This window comes from Sphingomonas sp. CD22 (assembly GCF_034556155.1).
In the GTDB taxonomy this organism is placed as follows: Bacteria; Pseudomonadota; Alphaproteobacteria; order Sphingomonadales; family Sphingomonadaceae; genus Sphingomonas.
Genome location: NZ_JAYDYX010000001.1, coordinates 568,260 through 590,371 on the forward strand (window position 1 = coordinate 568,260; position 22,112 = coordinate 590,371).

The following is a 22,112-nucleotide window of genomic DNA, read 5'->3' on the forward strand; positions in this document are numbered from 1 at the left end:
GGTCGGGCAGGGGTAGGCGTCGGGGAGCGGATGATGGACGAGGGCGGAGACCTGCAGGGAATCCAGGAGGTGGCCGACATGCTCGGCATCACGCCGCGGACGCTGCGCTTCTACGAGGACAAGGGACTGATCGAACCGTCCCGGATCGGGACGACGCGGGTCTATCGCCGGCGTGAGATCGCGCGGATGCAGCTCATCCTGCGCGGCAAGCGGCTCGGCTTCTCGCTGACCGACATCGCCGAATTCCTCGACCTCTACGACGCCGATCCGCAGCATCTCGAACAGATGCGCGCGCTCGCCGAGCGCGTGCGCCAGCGCATCACCGAGCTGGAGCAGCAGCGCGACACGCTCGACCAGACGCTCGCCGATCTCGCCAAGCTGGAGGGCGAAGCGCTCGCCCGCGTCCACGCCCACGAACCCGACGGACGCCGCGCCGCGGGCTAGATTGGCGGAGACGGACGGGCCGGGGTACATCCGGTGTTTTGCAGAGGTCGCGAACTTGTACGGGGTCCACGGGGCTGCAGGGAACGGTTTCGCCTCAGATTCTTCTTCTCGCCGCGGCATGGACCTCGGAGCACGTCCGGATCGACGGGTGCCGCGCGGGATTCGATCGGATCGGTCCCATCCCGGTCCCGCACGACCTTCTTGCCTCAGGGAATTGATGTTCGGGCAGAAGGGGGACTATAGGCAGCGCCACATCCCCCAGGACCGTTGAGGTAATACGTGGCCAAATCGCCTGCTCCTCCCGCCGTACCGCTCACCAATCGCGAGCGTCCCGCCGATCCCAAGCCGTTCGAGGCGACCAAGGAGCAATTGCTCGACTTCTACAAGCACATGCTGCTGATCCGCCGGTTCGAGGAAAAGGCCGGCCAGCTGTACGGCCTGGGCTTCATCGGCGGCTTCTGCCACCTCTACATCGGTCAGGAAGCGGTCGCGGTCGGCCTGCAGTCCGCGCTCGACGGCGACAAGGACTCGGTGATCACCGGCTATCGCGATCACGGCCACATGCTTGCCTACGGCATCGATCCCAAGCTCATCATGGCGGAATTGACCGGCCGGGCCGCCGGCATCAGCCGCGGCAAGGGCGGTTCGATGCACATGTTCTCGACCGAGCATAAATTCTACGGCGGCCACGGCATCGTCGGCGCGCAGGTGTCGCTCGGCACCGGCCTCGCCTTCGGTCACAAGTACAGCAACGACGGTGGCGTCTGCCTCGCCTATTTCGGCGACGGTGCGGCCAACCAGGGCCAGGTGTACGAGAGCTTCAACATGGCCGAGCTGTGGAAGCTGCCGATCATCTTCGTGATCGAGAACAACCAATATGCGATGGGTACGAGCGTCAACCGCGCCTCGGCCGAGGACCAGCTGTATCGCCGCGGCGAGAGCTTCCGCATCCCCGGCATCCAGGTCGACGGCATGGACGTACTCGCCTGCCGCGGTGCCGCCGAGGAGGCGCTCGCCTGGGTGCGCGCCGGCAAGGGGCCGGTCATCCTCGAGATGAAGACCTATCGCTATCGCGGCCATTCGATGTCCGACCCCGCCAAATATCGCAGCCGCGAGGAAGTGCAGGGGGTGCGCGACAAGTCCGATCCGATCGAGCACGTCAAGAAGCTGCTCGATGCGCAGGGCGTGACCGAGGCCGACCTCAAGACCATCGAACAAGAGATCCGCAAGACCGTGAACGAAGCCGCCGATTTCGCCGAAAGCACGCCCGAGCCCGCCGAGGCCGAGCTGTATACCGACGTGCTGGTGGAGACGTACTAAGATGGCAATCGAGATCAAGATGCCCGCCCTCTCCCCCACGATGGAGGAGGGCACGCTCGCCAAATGGCTCGTCAAGGAAGGCGACACCGTCAAGTCCGGCGACATCATGGCCGAGATCGAAACCGACAAGGCGACGATGGAGTTCGAGGCCGTCGATGAAGGCACGATCGGCAAGATCGTCGTCGCCGAGGGCACCGACAATGTGAAGGTCGGCGACGTCATCGCCGTGCTGCTCGAAGACGGCGAAAGCGCCGATGCGGCGACCACCGCCGGCTCGACCGCGGGCGAGGGCGCCAATCCCGCGCCCAAGAACGAGGCGACCGACCAAGCCGCACCGCCGATCCCGGAGGGCGCCGCGGCGGCTGAGCAGGAGAGCGGCACGCAGAAGCTCGTCGCTTCCGCCGAGAAGAAGGGTGTGGCTGACCCAGCGATCCCCGAAGGCACCGAGATGGTGAAGACCACCGTCCGCGAAGCGTTGCGCGACGCGATGGCGGAGGAGATGCGCAAGGACGACCGCGTCTTCGTGATGGGCGAGGAAGTCGCGCAATATCAGGGCGCCTATAAGGTCACCCAGGGCCTGCTCGACGAGTTCGGCGACCGCCGCGTCATCGACACGCCGATCACCGAATATGGCTTCGCCGGCGTCGGCACCGGCGCGGCGATGGGCGGCCTGAAGCCGATCATCGAATTCATGACGTTCAACTTCGCCATGCAGGCGATCGACCACATCATCAATTCGGCGGCCAAGACCAACTACATGTCCGGCGGCCAGATGCGCTGCCCGATCGTCTTCCGCGGCCCCAACGGCGCGGCGAGCCGCGTCGGCGCGCAGCACAGCCAGAATTACGCGCCCTGGTATGCCAGCGTCCCCGGCCTGATCGTCATCGCGCCCTATGACGCGGCCGACGCCAAGGGCCTGCTCAAGGCGGCGATCCGGTCGGAAGACCCGGTCGTCTTCCTCGAGAACGAGCTGATGTACGGCCGTTCGTTCGACGTTCCCAAGCTCGACGATTACGTCCTGCCGATCGGCAAGGCGCGGATCATGCGCGAGGGCAAGCACGTCACCCTGGTGAGCTATTCGATCGGCGTCGGCCTCGCGCTCGAAGCCGCCGAGACGCTGGCGGGCGAGGGCATCGAGGCGGAGGTGATCGACCTGCGCACGCTGCGCCCGCTCGACAAGGACACCGTGCTCAAGAGCCTCGCCAAGACCAACCGCCTCGTCGTGGTGGAAGAGGGCTGGCCGACCTGCTCGATCGCGTCGGAGATCACCGCGATCGTGATGGAAGAGGGGTTCGACGACCTCGACGCGCCGGTGCTGCGCGTCACCAACGAGGACGTGCCGCTGCCCTACGCCGCCAACCTCGAGAAGAAGGCGCTGATCGACGCCAAGCGCGTCGTCGCCACGGTGAAGAAGATCGTCTGATCGCGGTGGCGTGAACGGTTTTCGTTCGCTGCATCGGGAAAGGCCGGGCCATCGTGCCCGGCCTTTTGCGTTGCGGTCCGGCGACGCCCCGCCTGGCGGAGCGCCACATTACGGTCAATTCGCCGTATAGAGGTCGCAGAAATATTGCGTCGCGGCGGGGTTGGGATTGTAGATCTGGGTGAAATCGCGCCGGTCGCGGACGACGTAGGAGGCCGTGTAGCGGATGCGAGTCACCGCCGCGCCACCGGGCACCCAGGCCGCGCTGAAGATCGGCCGGTAATCGTAGCTGACCTCGATATACATCACGGCCGATCCGACCGGGGCGTTCACCTTGGTGCCGCTCGTGTCGCCCATGCCGTCGGGCTGCGCTACGCCGGCACTGCTCGCATCGGTGCCGATGCCATCGCCGCGATCCATCGTGCCCTTGCTGCGATCGTACGTCGAATCGTAGCCCGTGCCGCTGCGTTTGCCGAGGCAGCGCTGCCAATGAAGATATTGGCTGCCGGCGGTCAGCTGTTCGAGGCTCGAAATGGTGATGCGGCCGCGATTGGTGAGATCGAGCGCTGCGCCCTGCAGCCGTGCCGACGTCAGCACGTCGTTGATGTCGGCCTCGCGCAACTGGGTGATGCCGCTGTTGCCCATCACGCCGACGCGCGATGCGGTGTCGGCCAGATTGAGCGCGACCTGGCTGACGCGCAGGTTGGTGATCGCCAGCCAGGCCATCTCCGTGCCCCAGGCGCCGATGCCGAGCACCAGCGGCAGCGTCAGGGCGAATTCGAGCAGCGCGAGGCCGCCCGTCTCCCGGGCAAGGTCGCGTGCCCGCCGCCGGATCGGAATCGTCGTCATTTCGGGCACACCAGCTGCGCGGTCGGGCCGGCCTGCGTCGCATAGGGCTGGTTCTTGAGGATCGTCGTCGCGCTGATCGTCGCGCGTTGCGGCCAGCCGATCATCTTCGCCAAAGGGAACAGGCGGGAGAATTGGACGGTCATCGTGTAGACGACGACGTCATTCGCGCCGCCCTGGCCAGCGATGCCCGGATCCAGATCGCGGGTGCCGTTGCCGTTCACGTCGGTGAAGCATTCGGTCGCCGCGTCGTACACGCCATTGTTGTTGTTGTCCTGAAACGGCTCCGCGGCGATATAGCCGAACTGGCCGAAGCTCTTGCGCGACGAGGTGCCCGTCGCCGTCCTGGCGACGCCGACGACCTGGCTCATCACCCGCTGGTCCAGCGTCGTGCCCGCATTCGCCGAGGCATTGTTCTGGATCGTGCCGTCGCGCCCCGCCTTTTGCACCGCGCCGGTCAGCACCGCCTGCAGATAGGCCTGATAGGCGATGTCGCCCAGACCCATGATCAGCAGCAGCATAACCGGCACGACCATCGCAAATTCGATGATCGTGGCGCCGCGGGCGTCGGCTGCGAGCGTGCGCAGCCGCCGTCTCACTGGCTGATCCTCAGCATCGCCAGCCGCTGTGCGATCGTGCGGAACGCACCTTTGACCGCATCGGTGCTGCTCGCCTGGAACGCTTGGCCGGGGGACGCGCAATAGGTCAGGTCCGGGGTGATGCTCGTGCCGAGCGCGACGACGAAGATGCTGATGCCGCGCTTCTTGGCCGCATCGCATTCGATGCGGAAGCGCGCGGTGTGATTGGCATAATCCTGATTGTCGTTATTTGCGCCGCCGGTACGATTGTCCCAGTCCTCGACACCATATTGGCCATAGATCTCCCCGTTGGGCGACATGGTCCCATCGGTCATGAAGACGATGTTGCGCGACGGCGCGGGCCGTCCTGGTCGCGCGCTGGTATCTGCGGCGAACACGCCGTTGGGCGACAGCATCCGCAAGCCCCAGATCATCCCGACGTCGTGATAGGTGCCGCCCACCGCCTTGAAGTCGCTATTGTAGACGTAATCATTGACGTCCTGCGCGCTCATGACGGTCAGCCGCTGCGCCTGCATGCCGCAGGCCGTATAGGCACTGTTCGCGAGCGAATAGCCGGCGCGATAGCTGTTGCTGTTGTCGTTGGTGTTCTCGTCGGTGATATCCTGGAAACCGGTGTTGTTGCGCTGGTAGACGACATCCGGCCACAGCGGCCGCCACTTGTTCGTCGACGCCGCGGGGATGACGTCCGGGTTGAGGTCGTCGGGCAGCGCGTTCACGTCGAAGGTTGCACCCTTGGAGGTGTTGAGTTCCTCGATACAGCCCTTCCAGCCCGACGTGGACCCGTCGAACCGCGTCGGGTCGGCGACCGTGCCGCCGTTGATCGTGCCGAGCAGTTGCGAAACATCCCATTGCACCGGCTCGTAGCGCCAATAGGGGCGGAGCGGCTGTTGCCAGCCCGAACATGTCCCGCCCGACGAGGCACTCCAGCTCACGTTGTAATATTTCATCGCCTGTGGATAATTGGTGTTCCAATTGGGTCCGCTCGTCGTGAAGCCGGTCGCCGGGTAGCGCTGCGCAACGCACATCGCCTTGGGGATGTTGGAAAGCGAAAAGGGGACGGCAAGCAGCTGATAGGGGGCATAATCGCCGGGCAGCATCTTGTCGCTGCCGCCCCAGCCGACCGCGCCGATCAGCGGTGAGAGGTGGCGGCTCTGGTAGGTCCAGCTCTGCTGGAGATATTGCGCGGGGATAAGCCGGCCGACGTTGACCGCGGAGGCGTAGGGCACGAACCCGTAGCGGATGCGCGTCGACGGATCGGTGCTCGACCGCATCGTATTGTCGAAGAGCAGAACGGATTGGCGCAGCGATTCGATCTTCGAATAAGTGATCGCATTGCCCCAGCCATAGGCCGGCTTTTCCGTCGCATTGCCGCAGGTTGCCGGATCGCTGGGGTAGCAGTTCATCGAGCCGGTGATGTCGAGCACAAACATGACGTCGGCATCGCCGACATCGAATACCGCCTGGCAGGTGACCGTCAGCGTCCGCGCGCTCACCCCGAAAAATTGCATCAGCGCCATCGGCAACGTTGTCGAGGCGGTGCCGCTGACCGCATTGGCGACGCCGGCGGTGGTGTTCACCGACGCCTTGCTGGTCGAGAAACTGACGTTGCGGTTCTGATACCAGCCGGGACGGAAATTGTTGTTGAAGAAGGCGGTCGCCTGCGTCGCCGCGGCAGTTTCGAGCGGCGTCGACATCTGCGTGTCGATCATCGCCTTGCGCCCGGCGAGCACGCCGGCGTCGCAGGCCTGCTGAAGCCGCACTTTGACGACGTACAGTCGCGCCATGTCGACCGCCGATCCGGCGAACCCGATCAAGGGGATCAACGCGGCCGCCATGATCGCCAGCGTGTTGCCGCGGATGTCGCGGCGCAGCCGGGTCAGGAGACCGGGGGAAGAGGACGACCGCGACGTGGACATGGCCTGAAATCGGCTCTCGTTTGTTCTGTTGGACATTCCCAGTTAACCGGGTGGTATGAAATCGCAGTCAAACGGCATGGTTAACGAAGATCCACGCGCCAATGGGCCGCAGGCGGCCACCGACGGCCGCGCGCTTGCGTTGCTCGTTGCCGCCGCGCCCGCGCGCCCGCCGATCGAGGCGCTCTTCGCGCTCGACAGCCGTCTTGCCGGGATCGTCCGCGCGACGCGGGAGCCGATGGTCGGGCAGATGCGGCTGACGTGGTGGCACGAGGCGCTGACCAAGCTCGATCGCGAGCCGGCGCCTGCCGAGCCGTTGCTGCGCGACGTCCAGCGGCATCTGCTGCCGGCGGGGGTGAGCGGAGCGCGGGTGGCGGGAATGATCGACGGGTGGGAGGAGTTGATCGTGTCCGATCCGCTTGCCGCGGAGACGCTGGACCGTCACGCCGAGGCGCGGGGGGGCGGTCTGTTCGCGGCGGCGGCGGTGGTGCTCGGGGGCGACACGCCGCTACTCGCACCGGCGGGGCGGGGCTGGGCGCTCGCCGATCTCGCCGGGCATTTGTCCGCGCCGGCGGCGGCCGGACTCGCAGCAGACGCCGCGCAGCGCGAGTTGTCGCAAGCTTTTTCAGCGCCTTGGCCAGCAAAGCTGCGCCCGATCGGTGTGTTGAGCCTGATCGCGCGGCTGGATGCCGCCCCCGGATCGGCACTTGCCAAGGCTATGAAGGTAGGGCGGTTTAGAATAACCGGTCGATGAACATTTGCGGTGACCGCTCGCCATGCTAGCCTCGACTTGCGGCGGGGGACTCGGCGATGCGGCGACGGCTGATGGAAGAGGTGGCGTTACTCGTCGGCTGTAGCGTCGGCCTGGTCGCGGTGCTGCACGCCGATGGACCGTCGACCGTGCCGCCCGCGGAAACCCTGCACAGGCCGGCGTGGCCGGCGACCTCGCCGGATGCCGCGGCGGCCGCGCATGCCCGGCTGGCCGCGCACGATCGTAACCGCGACGGCGTGCTGTCGCGCGACGAATATCGCGCCGCCGCGCGGGCGGCGTTCGCCCGGCTGGATGCCGATGGCGACCGCCGGCTCGATCTGGGGGAATGGGCCGATCCGCAGTTCGACGCGGCGGATCGCGATCGCTCGAGCACGATCGACGCAGGCGAATTGGGCAAATGGCTCGATCCCCGGCGCGATGTGGCGCGTGGGGCGGGGGGCCGCTGGCCGGACCCGCCGCGCGGCCTGTCGCTGGGATGAGCGAGGGCTGAGACAGAGGGGGACGTACGATGTGGCGATATTGGGCGATCGGTGCGGCGGTGCTCGCGGCGGTGGCGGGGGGCGTGATGCTGTTCGGCGGATCGGTACGACCGGCGCTGCTGCCCGCGCAGCCCGCGGTGCAGGCGGCGGCGGCGGCGCCCGTCGGGGGCACGGCCGACGCCGACCCGGTGCCCGAAGCCTCCGAGGCGACGCGCGAGCAGAAACGCTTCGCGCGCTACGACCGGGATCAGGACGGCAAGGTGACGCGCGACGAATATCTCGCCAACCGGCGCAAGGGCTTCGCCAAGCTCGACGCCAATGGCGACGGCCGGCTCGACTTCGACGAATGGGCGGCCAAGGCGACCGCCAAGTTCGTCGCCGCGGACCATGACAAATCCGGCGCGATGGACGCCGCCGAATTCGCCACCACCGCGGTCAAGCGGAAGCCATCGTCCCGGCCGAAATGTCCGCCGGCTGCGGCGCCGGCGGAGGAGAGTTGAGCCAGCCGGCGAAGGCGGCGCGCGCGCGATCGGTATACATGCGCTTGCGGTCGGCCTTCTTGGTGCGGCCGGGGATCGGCGGCATCAGCCCGAAATTGACGTTCATCGGCTGATAGGTCTCGGCCTCCGCACCGCCGGTGATGTGACCGAGCAAGGCGCCGAGCGCCGTCTCCACCGGCGGCGGTGCGAGCGTCTTGCCCGCCAGTTCCGCCGCGGCGAAGCGGCCGGCGAGCAGGCCGATCGCGGCGCTTTCGATATAGCCTTCGCAGCCGGTGATCTGGCCGGCGAAGCGCAGGTTCGGGCGGCTCTTCAGCCGCAGCGTCGGGTCGAGCAGCTCGGGCGAGCGGATGAAGGTGTTACGGTGCAGACCGCCGAGCCGTGCGAAGTCCGCATTCTGCAGGCCGGGGATGGTGCGGAACAGCCGGACCTGTTCGGCGTGCTTGAGCTTGGTCTGGAACCCGACGATGTTCCACAACGTGCCCTGCGCATTGTCCTGGCGGAGCTGGACCACCGCATAGGGCCAGCGGCCGGTGCGGGGATTGTCGAGCCCGACCGGCTTCATCGGGCCGTAGCGCAAAGTGTCGAGCCCGCGCTCGGCCATCACCTCGATCGGCATGCAGCCCTCGAAATAGGGCGTGTCCTTTTCCCAATCCTTGAACTCGGTCTTCTCGCCGGCGATCAGCGCGGCGTGGAAGGCGAGATATTGCTCCTTGTCCATCGGGCAGTTGATGTAATCGGCCTCGCCCTTGTCCCAGCGCGACGCCTTCCAAGCGACGTCCATGTCGATCGTGTCGGCGTGGACGATGGGGGCGAGCGCATCGAAGAAGGCGAGCGCCTCCGCCCCCGTCGCGCCGCCGATCGCCTGCGCCAAGCCCGCTGCGGTCAGCGGCCCGGTGGCGAGGATCGCCGGCCCTTCCGGCAGCGTGTCGACCCGCTCGCGCACGAGCGTGACGTTGGGATGATCGGCGAGCGCCGCGGTGACGCCGGCGGAATAGCCGTCGCGGTCGACCGCCAGCGCCGACCCGGCGGGAACGCGATGCGCGTCCGCCTGGCGCATGATCAGCGACCCCATTGCGCGCATCTCCTGGTGGAGCAGGCCGACCGCATTGGCCTCCGCATCGTCCGAGCGGAAGCTGTTCGAGCAGACGAGTTCGGCGAGATGGTCGGTCTGATGCGCGGGGGTGCGCTCGCCCGAGCCGCGCATCTCCGACAGGCGGACGCGATAACCCGCCTCGGCGAGTTGCCAGGCGGCTTCCGAACCGGCGAGGCCGCCGCCGACGATATGGATATCATGGGTCATATGGGTGCCTTAGGCCGCACCGCGGCGGCGGGCAACGCGGCGGTCGGCTCGTGCGTTCGGCCGGCATGACCACGATCTACACCATCGGCTATGAAGCCACGACGATGGCCGACTTCCTCGCCGCTTTGCACCGTGCGGGGGTGAAAAGGGTGATCGACGTGCGCGCGCTGCCGTTGTCGCGGCGGCCCGGCTTCTCGAAATCCTCGCTCGCCGCCAGCCTCGCCGAGGCGGGGATCGCCTATGTCCACCTCAAGGCGCTCGGCACCCCCAAGCGCGGGCGCGACGCCGCCAAGAAGGGCGACGTGGCGACGCTGGAGGCGGTCTATGAGGAGCAACTCGAACTGCCCGAGGCGCAGGCGGCCGCCGCCATCATGCTGGGATTGGCTGCGGAGACGCCGAGCGCGCTGCTCTGCTTCGAGCGCGACCCGAAACATTGCCATCGTACGCTGCTGCTCGATGCGGTCGGCGAGGGGGCGGAGGTTGTCGACCTGTATACATGAGCGGCGGTTTTTGCCGCCGTTGGCACTGAGCTTGTCGAAGTGTCTTGAGACTCACTTGCCCTTCGACAGGCTCAGGGCGAACGGCGTGATGGTAGGACCGTTCACACCTTGCCGGGCATCGGCTCCCCCAGCCGCCGGACGCGCCGGATGCGTGGTTCGCGGTCGATCTCCGCCTCGGCGCGGATCGACTGGCGCAGTTCGTCGCGCTTCTCGTGGATCGAGGCGATCACCGGTCCCATCGCGACGCCGAGGTCGACCAGCACCGCCTCGGACAATTGCAGCGAGCTTTCCAGCGTTTCGGGCACCGCGTCGGTGACGCCGGCGCGATAGAGTTCAGCTGCGTGGCGCGGATCGCGGGCGCGGGCGATGATCGGCAGATCGGGGGCGAGCGCGCGCATCCGCCGGGTGAGCTGCACGGTCAGCACCGGATCGTCCATCGTCAGGATCAGCGCGCGGGCGCGGGCGAGGTCGAGCCGTTCGACCCAATCGCCGCGCGCGATATCGCCGAACAGCACCGGATGGCCGCTGCGCCGCGCCTCGGCGACGGTGTCGATATCCGCCTCGACCGCGATATAGCGCTGGCCGTGGACCGCGAGCATGTCGGACACCATCCGCCCGACGCGGCCGAAGCCGATCACCACCGCACCCGGCCCCTCGCCGAGCGCGTCCTCGGGCAGGCCGTCGCCGGGGGTGAAGCGGTCGATCCCGCGCGACAATCGCTGGCCCGCCTTGGCGAGCAGCGGCGTGATCGTCAGGCCGATCGCGGTCACCGTCTGCCAGAAGGCGGCGGTCGACGGCAGGATGAGCTGCGCCTGCGCCGCGGTGGCGAGCACGATCAGCGTCGTCTCCGACGGGCTGCCCATCAGCAGCCCGGTCTCGGCGGCGATACCGCGCCCGGTCTGCGCGACGCGGAGCAGCAGATAGGTGACGACCGCCTTGACCCCGACAACCGCCACCACCGCGCCGAGCAGCGACGGCCAATTGGCCAGCACCTCGCGCAGGTTGACGCTCATCCCGACGGTGATCAGGAACACGCCGAGCGCGAGGCCCTTGAAGGGCGCGGTCATCACCTCGACCTCGGTGTGGTATTCGGTCTCGGCGATCAGCAGCCCGGCGAGCAGCGCGCCGACGATCGGCGACAGGCCGGCGGCGGTGGTCGCGACGCTGGCGGTGATGACGACGAGCAGCGAGGCGGCGAGGAAGAGTTCCGGGCTCTTGGTGCGCGCCGCCTGTGCGAACAGGCGCGGCAGCACCAGCCGGCCGCCGAGGTACATCACCACCACCGTCGCCAGCCCGCGCAACGCGACGCCGGCGATGCCGACCCAGCCGTCGGGGCTGGCGGTCGGCGCCATCGCGCCGAGCGCGAAGATGATCGGCACCAGCGCCAGATCCTCGAACAGCAGCATCGCGAAGGCGGCGCGGCCGACCGGGCTGGTCGTGCCGACGAGCGGCAGCACCAATGCGGTCGAGGACAGCGCCAGCGCGAGGCCGAGGCCGGCGGCGCCGCCCCAATCCTGGCCGAGCAGATGCACCGCCACCGCGATCAGCGCCGCCGAGCCGATCAGCTCGGCCGGGCCGGTGCCGAACACCTGCGCGCGCATCGACCACAAGCGCCTGAACGAGAGTTCGAGCCCGATCGAGAACAGCAGCAGCACGATGCCGAATTCGGCGAACGGCTCGATCGAATGCGGGTTGGAGATGGTGAGGTAATAGAGCCACGGCGCGCGGCCGGTCAGCGCGCCGAGCCCGTCGGGGCCGACGAGCATGCCGACGAGGATGAAGCCGATGATCGGGCTGACCCGGAAGCGCGCGAAGGCGGGGATCACCAGCCCCGCCGCCCCCAGGATCACCAGCGCGTCGCTGAAGCCCGCATTATCCAGTCCGATCGCCATAAGGGGATTGTAGGCACCAGCCGGGAAATGTCAGCCGATGATTGCGATTTCGGCGATCGCGCAGCCGGGGAGGGGATCGGTCACTTCGTTTCCGCGAACCGATAGTCCCGGAATTGCTCACGCAGCGCGGTCTTGAGCAATTTGCCCGTCGCGGTGTGCGGCAGCGTATCGACGAACGCGATCCCGTCGGGCAGCCACCATTTCGCCACCACGCCGGCGAGATGGTCGAGGATCGCGCGCGCGCTGACGTCGCTGCCCGGCTTGCGGACGACGACGAGCAGCGGCCGTTCGTCCCATTTGGGATGCGCGATGCCGATCGCCGCCGCCTCGGCGACGCCGGGGCAGCCGATCGCGGCATTTTCCAGCTCGACCGAGCTGATCCACTCGCCGCCCGATTTGATCACGTCCTTCGACCGGTCGGTGATCTGCATCGTGCCGTCGGGGTGGATCACCGCGACGTCGCCGGTGTCGAACCAGCCGTCGGCGTCGATCGCATCCGCCTCGGCGCGGAAATAGCGTTTGATCACCCACGGGCCGCGGATGTGCAGCCGCCCCGCGCTGGTGCCGTCGCGGAGCAGCGGCGTGCCGTCGTCGTCGCGCACGACCAGCTCGACGCCATAAGGCACGCTGCCCTGTTTGGTGAGCAGGTCGAGTTGGCGGTCGCGCGGCCAGCTCGGCCAGTCCGGCGGCGGTGCGGCGGCGGTGGCGACCGGGGAGGTCTCGGTCATCCCCCACAGATGCTTGACCTCGACGCCCATGTCGATCAGCCGCGCGATCATCGCGCGGGGCGCCGCCGAGCCGCCGATCGTCGCCATCCTGAGCGCGCGCGGCGTCTCGCCGGTCGCGTCGATATGCGCGAACATCGCCAGCCACACCGTCGGCACGCCCGACGAGATCGTGACGCCTTCGCGGTTCATCAGATCGCACAGCACCCTGGCGTCGTTGACCGCGGAGAAGACGAGCTTCGCCCCGGCGAGCGGTGCGGCGAACGGCGTACCCCAGGCGGCGGCGTGGAACAGCGGCACGACCGGCAGCAGCACCGCCGCCGACGACAGGCCGAGCACCGCGGGCGAGGCGACGAGCAGCGCGTGGAGCAGGATCGACCGGTGGTCGTAGAGCACGCCCTTGGGATGGCCGGTGGTGCCGCTGGTGTAGCAGAGCATGCAGGCTTCGCGCTCCGATCCGGTGACCCAGGCATAATCGCCGTCCTCGGGCGCGATCAGCGCGGCGACGCCGTCGGCGCCGTCGCTGTCCATCACCACATAACGGTCGATGCTGGTCCATCGCGCGCGCAGCCGGTCCACGATCGGCTGGAAGGCGCGATCGTAGAGCAACACGCGATCCTCGGCATGGTTGGCGATATAGACGAGCTGGTCGTCGAACAGCCGCGGGTTGATCGTGTGAATCACCGCGCCCATGCCGATCGTCGCATACCAGGCGGCGAGATGGTTGCCGTGGTTCATCGCCAGCGTCGCCACCCGCTCGCCGGGCCGCACCCCGAGCCGTTCGAGCGCCTGTGCCAGCCGCTTGGCGTCGTGCGACAGGGTGCGCCAGTCGCTGCGCGTCTCGCTGCCGTCGGCCCAGTGCGTGACGATCGAGCGGGTCGGGTGCTCGCGCGCGGCGTGATCGATCAGGGTCGATACCCGCAGCTCGAAATCCTGCATCCCGCCGAGCATCGATTCGTCCTTTCCCATGGCGCGCGGGGGTCATCCCACATCGGACCGAACCATACCGCAGGAAGGAGGTGAGGCAAGCTCACGAGCCGTGACGAAGGATTGCTCGCTTATTCCTCCCCCGCCAGGGGGAGGTGGCAGCGCGGAGCGCTGACGGAGGGGGAGGAAAGGTTGGGAGCCTCGCAATTTAGCTCCCACCCTGTCCTCCCCCTCCACCATTCAGCTTACGCCGAATGGTCCCCCTCCCCCTTGCGGGGGAGGATTATGTCATGGGTCGAACGGCATTTGCTCTGCAAGCGTGAGCATTCCCGAATGCCTCCGCCTCAGTTCCCCGTCACCGTCCGCGATTGCGGGCTCACGCTGCCGTTGACCGCGATCGCGGTGTTGCTCGGGCGTCCCGCGATGCGGACCGCCGCGGCGCCGGGCAGGCCGGGGAAGCGCGGCCAGAGGCCCTGCGCCAGCGCGGAGCGGCTGACCGATGCCTTGCGGCCGCCCTGCGCCTCGTACATCCAGTAATTGCGCAGCACCGTCGTGACATAGCCGCGCGTCTCCCAATACGGGATGCTCTCGATATAGAGCAGCGGATCGCCGTTATCGTGGACGATCGCGTTCCAGTCGCCGACCGGGCGGGGCCCCGCATTATAGGCGGCGATCACCTTGGGCAGCAGCCCGCCGGTCACCCCGGCCATGTCGCGCAGCCGTTCGAGATGGCGCTGGCCGATATCCATGTTGGTGGCGGGCTTGGTCAGCGCGGTCTTGTCGAGCGGCAGGCCGCGTTCGCGCGAATAATCGGTCGCGGCGGCGGGCATGATCTGCATCAGGCCGTACGCGCCCGCCGGGCTCACCACCTTGTTGCGGAAGCCGCTTTCTTCCAGCGTGTGCGCGTAGACGAGCGCCTTGTCGACGCGCCAGCCGCTCGACGGCGTCCAGTTCGGCGTCGGATAGCGCGCTTCGGCGGTGGCGACGACGCCCTGCGGGCAATTGTGCGCGAGCCACACCGTGGTCGCGGGCAGGCTCAGCGCCTCGGCAACGCGGACGAGGCTGCCGAACTCCGACGGGTCGCCGATCCGCGCCTGCTGGCGCACGACGGTGTCGGCGAGGTCGGTCTCGCCAATCTCGGCGAGCGCGGCGGCGACGCGGATGTTGGGCCGCTTGTCGAGCCGCGCCCAGTCGGCGGCGACGATCTGCGTCGACGGCTTGCCCTTGTCCTTGATCAGCAGCGCCTGGCGCGACAATTGGCCGTAGAAGCTCTCGGAGAATTGCGCCGCGGATTGCAGCCGCGCCTGCACCTTGTCGGGCCGGCCGCAGACCATGTCGGCGCGCGACGTCCAATACAGCGCGGCGGCGCGCAGATCGACGTCGGTCGCGCGCGCGGCGACGCCCTCGAAGCCGCTTTCCGCCGCGGCGCAATCGTTCTGCCGCCAGGCGGCGAGCGCGCCGGTCCAGCGGCCCTGCACCGCCCAGTCGCCATAGCCGGCGGCGGCCTTCGCCGCCATCGCCCGCGTGTTCACGTCGTCACCGGTGAGGAAATACATCCAGGCGACCTTCGCCTGCCATTCGGTCTGCGCCTCGACGGTGAGGCCCGGCGTCGTCTCCAGCAGCGCCTGCGCCTCCGCCCCCATGTCGGCCTTGACGAACGGCTGCATCTTGAGCGCCAGTTCGGCGGCGATCTCGTCGCTCTTGGTGGCCTTGGCGCGGACGCGGCGGGGGGCGCCGTCCTGCCAGATCAGCCGCTGCGCCTGCGGCAGCGGCGGCAGCTCGACCGCGCCGCGCGCCTTGGCGAGGCGGGCGAGCGATTCGGCCTCGGGCAGCTCGGGCGCTTCGTTGAGCAGCGCGACGAGCGGTTCCAGCTCGACCCGCGGCGAGCCCTTGGCGGTGAACAATTCGGCACGCGCGATGGCATGTAGCGGGCCGGGCTTCATCGCGTCGAGGCCGAGCTGCGCGTCCTGCCATTTGCCGTCGCGGATCGCCTGGAACACCGCGCGATAGCCGTCGCGCTGCACCGTATCGAGCTGATCGGGAATGCGATCGGCGGGCGCGGCGGCGGCGGGCAGCCTGGCGTCGCCGGCGGGTTCGGACGGCCCGGCGGCATGCGCGGCGGCGGGCAGCGCGATCAGCGCCAGGGTCAGCGCGAGCGTGCGGGTCATGTGGGCAGGTTTCCCATCAGCAATTGCAGATCCTTCCAGGCCTCCGCCTTTGCCACGGGCTTCTCGAGCAGGAAGCGCGGGTGAAAGCTGGCGACGACCCCGGTCTCTCCGCTCTTATGGTTAAATGAATGCAAAGACCCGCGCGTCCCCGGCATTTCCGCCCCCAGAATGGCACGGCTCGCCGCATTGCCGAGCAGCAGCAGCCGTTTTGGCGCGACCAGGCCGATATGGTGCTTCGAAATGTCGGACAGCCGCGTCTCGGTATCGCGCGGCATCCGCCCGGCAACGGGCCGTTTGGCGCACACCGCGGCAAGGTGGATCGTCTCGCGCGACAGGCCGATCGCGGCGAGCATCCGGTCGAACAGGACGCCGGCCGCACCGCTGAGCAACGTGCCCGCCTCGCCGTCGTCCTTATCGGGGCAGTCGACCAGGACCATGATCGCGGCGTCGGGCGGGCCGCTGGCGGCGATCGACACGCCGCGCCACTCGACCTCGGGTACCGCGTCGCCCAGCCGCCACGCGATGAAATCGACGAGCGCGTCGGGCATCGTCGCGGCGGCGGGGGCGGCCGGCACCGCGGCGGCGGTGGCTGCGGCGGCGAAGGCGGCGGGCGCCGGCATCGGCTGGCTCAGCCAGTCGCGCGGAACGTCCTCGACGAGCGTGTCGACGCCCGCCTCCTGCCACCAGTCGAGCGCGCTGCCGACGCTGCTCATCCAGTCGATATGCTGATCGGCCCCCACATTATTCCTTTTTGTTGCGACGATCCTTCTCCAGGTTGACGTTTGCGTCAACTTGTCCGATCGCGGGCCGGAGACGAGCCGTTGTCGTCGTGCGCCTGAACGCTTTTGCCGCCGCCGACAACATACAAGCGTGACGCACCGCGGATGGTGCCGGGAGTGGAATGATGTCGACACGCGAATCGATGCCCTATGACGTGGTGATCGTCGGCGCCGGCCCGGCGGGCCTGTCGGCGGCGATCCGCTTCAAACAGGTCGCGGCCGAACAGGGCGCGGACCTGTCGGTCTGCGTGCTGGAGAAAGGCTCGGAGGTCGGCGCGCACATCCTGTCGGGCGCGGTGATCGATCCGCGCAGTCTCGACGAGCTGCTGCCGAACTGGCGCGAGGACGGCTGTCCGCTCGCCGAGGTGCCGGTGACCGAGAACCATCATTGGGTGCTCACCGCGACCAAGAAGCGCAACCTGCCCGAATTCCTCACCCCGCCGTTCATGCACAACAAGGGGGCCTATACCGGCAGCCTCGGCAATCTGTGCCGCTGGCTGGCGGGCAAGGCCGAGGAACTGGGCGTCGAGATCTTCCCGGGCTTCGCCGCGGCGGAGATCCTGTTCGACGAACAGGGCAGGGTGAAGGGCGTCGCCACCGGCGACATGGGCGTCGCGCGCGACGGCACGCACAAATCCGATTATACCCCCGGCCTCGAACTCCACGCCAAATACACCTTCTTCGCCGAAGGCGTGCGCGGTCACCTCACCAAGGAGGCGATCCGCACCTTCGATCTGGCGAAGGACGCGCAGCCGCAGGTCTATGGCCTCGGCATCAAGGAATTGTGGGACATCGATCCCGCGCTGCACAGCCCCGGCCGCGTCATCCACACGCAGGGCTGGCCGCTCGGCGACGACGCCAACGGCGGAAGCTGGCTCTATCATCAGGCGAACGGGCAGGTCAGCCTCGGCTTCGTCACCTGGCTCAATTATACCAATCCCTATCTGTCGCCCTTCCAGGAGATGCAGAAGTGGAAGACGCATCCGGAGATCGCCGCGATCCTCAAGGGCGGCAAGCGCGTCTCTTATGGCGCGCGCGCGATCAACGACGGCGGGTTGCAGTCGATCCCGAAGCTGGTCTTCCCCGGCGGCGCGCTCATCGGCTGTTCGGCGGGTTTCCTCAACGTGCCGCGGCTCAAGGGCACGCATGGCGCGATGAAGTCGGGCATGATGGCCGCCGAGGCCGCGGTCGCGGCGATCCTGTCGCAGCGCGAGCACGACGAACTCGCCGCCTATCCGGCGGCATTCGAGACGTCGTGGCTGCACAAGGAGCTGTCGGTCGTCCGCAACGTCGTGCCGTTGGTCAAGAAGTTCGGCGACTTCCTCGGCTCGGGCCTTGCCGGCGTGACGATGTGGCTCGAACATTTCGGGCTCAGGATGCCGTTCACGATGAAGCATCATCCCGATCACGAGAGCCTGTGGCGCAAGGATCTGGTCAAGCCGCCGGTCTATCCCAAGCCCGACGGCGTGCTGACCTTCGACCGCCTCTCCTCGGTGTTCCTGTCGAACACCAACCACGAGGAGGACCAGCCGGTCCATCTGACGCTCAAGGACCCCAACGTGCCGGTCGAATACGACCTGCCGCTCTACGACGAACCCGCGCAACGCTATTGCCCGGCCGGCGTTTACGAGATCGTGGGCCAGGACACCGGTGATCCCAAGTTCGTGATCAACGCGCAGAACTGCGTCCACTGCAAGACGTGCGACATCAAGGACCCGACCCAGAACATCAATTGGGTGGTGCCGGAGGGTGGTGGAGGCCCCAATTATCCCAACATGTAAACGCCTGTTCCTCGCGTCGCTGCTCAGCCTCGGCGCGGTCCTTCCGGCGGCGGCCGACACCGGCCACCTCGCCGAATATCTGAAGGCCGGCGCCGCCGATGCCGACGGCCGGGTCGATATCGCCGCCGCCGGCTACGCCCGCGCGCTCGCCGCCGCGCCGGCGAGCACCGCGATCGCGCTGCGCGCCTATCGCGAGGCGCTGGCGGCGGGCGATGTCGCGCTCGCCACCCGCGCCGCCGCGGTGCTGCGCGGCCGGCCGGAGGCGCCCGCCGAACTGCCGCTGCTGCCGCTCGCCGTCGCGGCGGCGAAACAGGACTTCGCCGGCGCGAGCGCAGCGACCGATGCGCTCGCTTCGACGCCGCTGGCGGTGCTGGTCCCGTCGCTGCGTGGATGGATCGCCTTCGCGCAAGGCAACGATCCCGCGCCGCAGATCGCGCGGGCGGGCAAGGACCCGGTCAGCCAGCGGCTCGCCGCCGAGACCGCGGCGCTGCTCCAGATCGCGCGCGGCGACACCGCACAGGGGCTCGCCACCGTCCAGGCGCTGCGCGAGACCGGATCGCCGGTCGACCTGCGCCTGTCCGCGGGGCAGTTGCTGTTCGGCCGCGGCGAAACGGATCGCGCGCGCGCGCTGCTCGCCGGCGGCGATCCGGTATTCGCGGCGGTCCGCGCGGGCGATGCCGCGCAGCCGACGCTGGGGTTCGGCGTGTCGCGGCTGCTCGGCCGGATCGCCGGCGACCTCGCCGATCAGGACGCGCCCGATCTGTCGATCGCGCTCGCGCGCACCGCGGTGATCGCCTGGCCCGCCAACGACCGCGCCCGGCTGCTGCTCGCCGCCGCACTCGCCAAGGACAAGGCGATCCCGCGCGCGCTGGCGACGCTCGACGGCATCGGCCCCGCCAGCGCCTATGCCTCGACCGCCGCCGCGACGCGGATCAGCATCCTCACCACCGCCGGCCGCCCCGACGACGCGCTGGCGCTCGCCCGCAGCGGTGCCGAGCGGGCAGGGGCGGGGGAAAGCGACTGGCAGACCTACGCCGACCAGCTCAGCGCGATGAACCGCCATCGCGAGGCGGCGGACTGGTATCGCCGCGTCGTCGACGCCGATCCGACCGCGTGGAGCGCCTGGCTGCAATATGGCGGCGCGCTCGAACAGGCGGGCAATTGGCCGGCGGGGCGCATCGCGTTGCAGAAGGCGGTGGCGATCGCGCCGCGCGAACCGCTCGCGCTCAATTATCTCGGCTACGCGCAGGCGGAGCGGCGCGTCGACGTGCCGCAGTCCATCGCGATGCTCGAACGCGCGCATGCGTTGAAGCCCGACGATGCCTCGATCGCCGATTCGCTCGGCTGGGCCTATTTCATCGGTGGCGACGTCACCCGCGCGCAGCCGCTGATCGAAAGCGCCGCCGCGGGCGATCCGATCAACGCCGAGATCGGCGAGCATCTCGGCGACCTCTATTGGACGCGCGGCCGCCGCTACGAGGCGCGCTACGCCTGGCGTGCCGCGGCGCTGACCGCCTCGGCCGACGATGCGACGCGGCTCGCCGCCAAGGCCGCGCAGGGATTGCCGCGCAAATGATCGTCGAGCCCGCGCCCGCGAAGATCAACCTCGCGCTCCACGTCCGTCGCCGCCGCCCGGACGGCTATCACGATCTGGCGACGCTGTTCGTCTTCGCCGCCGACGGCGACACCGTGACCGTGGTGCCTGACGTGACCGACCGGTTCGCGATCACCGGGCCGTTCGCCGCGGCGCTCGCCGGCGCCCCGGATGCTGACAATCTGGTGATTCGCGCCGCGCATGCCTTTCGCGCGGCATTCGATATCGCGCAGCCGCATGCGATCACGCTCGACAAGCATCTGCCGATCGCCTCGGGGATCGGTGGCGGCTCGGCCGATGCCGCGGCGACGCTGCGTGCGCTCGCCGGGCTCCATGGCATCGCGCCCGACGACCCGCGGCTGTTCGTCATCGCCGAGGGCCTGGGTGCGGACGTCCCCGCCTGCCTGCTCGGCCGCGCGACGCTCGGCACGGGCAAGGGCGAGGCGCTGCTGCCGGTCGACGGCCTGGCGGGGATGCCGCTGCTGCTGGTCAATCCCGGGGTCGCGGTGAGCACCGCGGCGGTGTTCGGCCGCTGGGATGGCGTGGATCGCGGCGGCATCGCCGCCGACGGCGATCTGCTCGCGCGGGCGCTGGCGGGGCGCAACGACCTGCAGGCGCCGGCGGTGGCGATCGCGCCGGCGATCGCCGCGGTGCTGGCGTTGCTCGATGCGGCGGCGGGCGTGCGGCTGGCGCGCATGTCGGGCAGCGGCGCGACCTGCTTCGCGCTGTTCGAGTCGGTCGAGGCACGCGATACGGCGGCGAAACACGCGTCGTCGCGCGGCTGGTGGACGCTGGCGACGATCCTGACCTGAATTCAGGCTTCGGGAAGCGGGGCGGCGATCCGATAAAGGATCACAATCCCGTCGTTCCCCTCTTGTTCCGCAGGAACAAACGTCGTACATAGCGAAACAGACGCGTTGCCCCGGCGACGCGCTTGCTCTAGCGAGGAACCTCCCGATGGCCGCCAATCTGAAAGTGATCGACACCGGCATGGCAACCGCATCCACCGACCGGCAGAAGGCGCTCGACGCCGCGCTGGCCCAGATCGACCGCGCCTTCGGCAAGGGCTCGGCGATGAAGCTCGGCGCGAAACAGTCGATGGAGGTCGAGACGATCTCGACCGGCTCGCTCGGTCTCGACATCGCGCTCGGCGTCGGCGGCCTGCCGCGCGGCCGCGTGATCGAGGTCTATGGCCCCGAATCGTCGGGCAAGACGACGCTCGCGCTGCACGTCATCGCCGAGGCGCAGAAGGGCGGCGGCACCGCCGCCTTCGTCGACGCCGAACATGCGCTCGATCCCGTTTATGCCAAGAAGCTCGGCGTCAACATCGACGAGCTGATCGTGTCGCAGCCCGACACCGGCGAACAGGCGCTCGAGATCGTCGACACGCTCGTCCGCTCGAACGCGATCGACGTGCTGGTGGTCGATTCGGTCGCCGCACTCGTGCCGCGCGCGGAGATCGAGGGCGAGATGGGCGACAGCCATGTCGGCCTGCAGGCCCGTCTGATGTCGCAGTCGCTGCGCAAGCTGACCGGTTCGATCAGCCGCTCGCGCTGCATGGTGATCTTCATCAACCAGCTGCGCATGAAGATCGGCGTGATGTACGGCAACCCGGAGACGACGACGGGCGGCAACGCGCTGAAATTCTACGCCTCGGTCCGTCTCGACATCCGCCGCACCGGCGCGATCAAGGACAAGGAAGAGGTAACCGGCAACGCCACCCGCGTCAAGGTCGTCAAGAACAAGGTCGCGCCGCCGTTCAAGCAGGTCGAGTTCGACATCATGTACGGCGAGGGCATCTCCAAGATCGGCGAGATCCTCGATCTCGGCGTCAAGGCGGGGCTGGTCGAAAAATCGGGTGCCTGGTTCAGCTACGACAGCGTCCGCATCGGCCAGGGTCGCGAGAATTCGAAGACCTATCTGCGCGAACATCCCGAAATGGCCGACCGCCTCGAAAAGGCGATCCGCCAGCGCACCGAAAAGGTCGCCGAAGAGATGATGGCCGGTCCGGAAGCCGACGACGACATCTGATGCCGGCGTTCCGCCAGACGCTTCGCAGGGAACTCGCCGGTAACGGCGGGTTCTTTTGCGTCGGGGATACCGGGCAATGATCCAAGAATGGAAACGATGAACCCGGATCGTTTCCATTAAGG

19 protein-coding genes are annotated in these 22,112 nt (G+C 68.4%); 11 read left to right on the forward strand and 8 right to left on the reverse strand.

What is annotated here, in order from left to right; all coding sequences use genetic code 11:
• Positions 1–33 precede the first annotated feature (33 nt).
• The 3 genes from SFC76_RS02560 (at position 34) to SFC76_RS02570 (ending at position 3,187) form a co-directional block, all read left to right on the forward strand.
• On the forward strand, positions 34–444 hold the full coding sequence (locus SFC76_RS02560) for a MerR family transcriptional regulator (RefSeq protein WP_416222372.1): 411 nt from the start codon (positions 34–36) through the stop codon (positions 442–444).
• Between the two features lie 279 nt (positions 445–723).
• Entirely contained in the window at positions 724–1,764 is a 1,041-nt protein-coding gene (gene pdhA, locus SFC76_RS02565; RefSeq protein WP_322847912.1) for a pyruvate dehydrogenase (acetyl-transferring) E1 component subunit alpha, read from the forward strand.
• A 1-nt stretch (position 1,765) separates the two neighbouring features.
• Positions 1,766–3,187 carry a pyruvate dehydrogenase complex E1 component subunit beta gene (locus tag SFC76_RS02570; protein WP_322847913.1) on the forward strand — a complete coding sequence of 474 codons (1,422 nt, stop codon included), beginning with the start codon at positions 1,766–1,768 and terminating at the stop codon, positions 3,185–3,187.
• A gap of 114 nt (positions 3,188–3,301) precedes the next feature.
• Here the strand turns inward: SFC76_RS02570 and SFC76_RS02575 are convergent, their stop codons facing one another.
• Genes SFC76_RS02575 through SFC76_RS02585 form a run of 3 tightly spaced genes read right to left on the reverse strand, consistent with a single transcriptional unit; the run spans position 3,302 to position 6,545 of the window.
• Positions 3,302–4,033, reverse strand: a complete 732-nt coding sequence (locus tag SFC76_RS02575) for a TadE/TadG family type IV pilus assembly protein (protein ID WP_322847914.1) — start codon at positions 4,031–4,033, stop codon at positions 3,302–3,304.
• Positions 4,030–4,629 (reverse strand): TadE/TadG family type IV pilus assembly protein, encoded by a 600-nt coding sequence (locus SFC76_RS02580; protein ID WP_322847915.1) that lies wholly within the window; start codon positions 4,627–4,629, stop codon positions 4,030–4,032. The genes SFC76_RS02575 and SFC76_RS02580 overlap by 4 nt, the downstream gene beginning before the upstream one ends.
• Positions 4,626–6,545: a TadE/TadG family type IV pilus assembly protein gene (locus SFC76_RS02585; RefSeq protein ID WP_322847916.1), complete on the reverse strand. Its 1,920-nt coding sequence runs from the start codon at positions 6,543–6,545 to the stop codon at positions 4,626–4,628. Before SFC76_RS02585 ends, SFC76_RS02580 begins: the two co-directional genes overlap by 4 nt.
• A gap of 76 nt (positions 6,546–6,621) precedes the next feature.
• Between SFC76_RS02585 and SFC76_RS02590 the strand changes: the two genes are divergently transcribed.
• The 3 genes from SFC76_RS02590 to SFC76_RS02600 are packed head-to-tail and all read left to right on the forward strand — an operon-like array spanning position 6,622 to position 8,293.
• Positions 6,622–7,296 carry a squalene/phytoene synthase family protein gene (locus SFC76_RS02590; protein ID WP_322847917.1) on the forward strand — a complete coding sequence of 225 codons (675 nt, stop codon included), beginning with the start codon at positions 6,622–6,624 and terminating at the stop codon, positions 7,294–7,296.
• Between the two features lie 56 nt (positions 7,297–7,352).
• Positions 7,353–7,793 (forward strand): hypothetical protein, encoded by a 441-nt coding sequence (locus tag SFC76_RS02595; RefSeq protein WP_322847918.1) that lies wholly within the window; start codon positions 7,353–7,355, stop codon positions 7,791–7,793.
• A gap of 29 nt (positions 7,794–7,822) precedes the next feature.
• Positions 7,823–8,293, forward strand: a complete 471-nt coding sequence (locus SFC76_RS02600) for a histidine kinase (RefSeq protein ID WP_322847919.1) — start codon at positions 7,823–7,825, stop codon at positions 8,291–8,293.
• Here the strand turns inward: SFC76_RS02600 and trmFO are convergent.
• Positions 8,229–9,593, reverse strand: coding sequence for a methylenetetrahydrofolate--tRNA-(uracil(54)-C(5))-methyltransferase (FADH(2)-oxidizing) TrmFO (gene trmFO / locus SFC76_RS02605; RefSeq protein ID WP_322847920.1), 1,365 nt, complete (start codon positions 9,591–9,593; stop codon positions 8,229–8,231). The genes SFC76_RS02600 and trmFO overlap by 65 nt on opposite strands.
• Before the next feature lie 65 nt (positions 9,594–9,658).
• Here trmFO and SFC76_RS02610 point away from each other — a divergent pair, with 65 nt between their 5' ends.
• The gene (locus SFC76_RS02610) at positions 9,659–10,093 is read left to right on the forward strand and encodes a DUF488 domain-containing protein (RefSeq protein WP_322847921.1); all 435 of its coding nucleotides are present in this window, start codon (positions 9,659–9,661) and stop codon (positions 10,091–10,093) included.
• Positions 10,094–10,194: 101 nt separating this feature from the next.
• Here the strand turns inward: SFC76_RS02610 and SFC76_RS02615 are convergent, their stop codons facing one another.
• The 4 genes from SFC76_RS02615 to SFC76_RS02630 all read right to left on the reverse strand — a co-directional run bounded on the left by SFC76_RS02615 (position 10,195) and on the right by SFC76_RS02630 (position 16,545).
• A complete protein-coding gene (locus tag SFC76_RS02615; protein ID WP_322847922.1) occupies positions 10,195–11,985 on the reverse strand; it encodes a cation:proton antiporter in 1,791 nt (596 codons plus the stop codon).
• 80 nt (positions 11,986–12,065) lie between these two features.
• Positions 12,066–13,661, reverse strand: a complete 1,596-nt coding sequence (locus SFC76_RS02620; RefSeq protein ID WP_322847923.1) for a long-chain fatty acid--CoA ligase — start codon at positions 13,659–13,661, stop codon at positions 12,066–12,068.
• A 320-nt stretch (positions 13,662–13,981) separates the two neighbouring features.
• Entirely contained in the window at positions 13,982–15,154 is a 1,173-nt protein-coding gene (locus tag SFC76_RS19580; RefSeq protein WP_416222378.1) for a lytic transglycosylase domain-containing protein, read from the reverse strand.
• Between the two features lie 647 nt (positions 15,155–15,801).
• Positions 15,802–16,545 carry a uracil-DNA glycosylase gene (locus tag SFC76_RS02630; protein ID WP_322847925.1) on the reverse strand — a complete coding sequence of 248 codons (744 nt, stop codon included), beginning with the start codon at positions 16,543–16,545 and terminating at the stop codon, positions 15,802–15,804.
• Between the two features lie 164 nt (positions 16,546–16,709).
• Between SFC76_RS02630 and SFC76_RS02635 the strand changes: the two genes are divergently transcribed.
• The 4 genes from SFC76_RS02635 (at position 16,710) to recA (ending at position 21,990) form a co-directional block, all read left to right on the forward strand.
• Positions 16,710–18,365, forward strand: a complete 1,656-nt coding sequence (locus tag SFC76_RS02635) for an electron transfer flavoprotein-ubiquinone oxidoreductase (protein WP_322847926.1) — start codon at positions 16,710–16,712, stop codon at positions 18,363–18,365.
• On the forward strand, positions 18,337–19,941 hold the full coding sequence (locus SFC76_RS02640; protein ID WP_322847927.1) for a tetratricopeptide repeat protein: 1,605 nt from the start codon (positions 18,337–18,339) through the stop codon (positions 19,939–19,941). Before SFC76_RS02635 ends, SFC76_RS02640 begins: the two co-directional genes overlap by 29 nt.
• The gene (locus SFC76_RS02645) at positions 19,938–20,771 is read left to right on the forward strand and encodes a 4-(cytidine 5'-diphospho)-2-C-methyl-D-erythritol kinase (RefSeq protein WP_322847928.1); all 834 of its coding nucleotides are present in this window, start codon (positions 19,938–19,940) and stop codon (positions 20,769–20,771) included. The genes SFC76_RS02640 and SFC76_RS02645 overlap by 4 nt, the downstream gene beginning before the upstream one ends.
• Before the next feature lie 145 nt (positions 20,772–20,916).
• A complete protein-coding gene (gene recA, locus SFC76_RS02650) occupies positions 20,917–21,990 on the forward strand; it encodes a recombinase RecA (protein ID WP_038658396.1) in 1,074 nt (357 codons plus the stop codon).
• Positions 21,991–22,112: the final 122 nt, after the last annotated feature.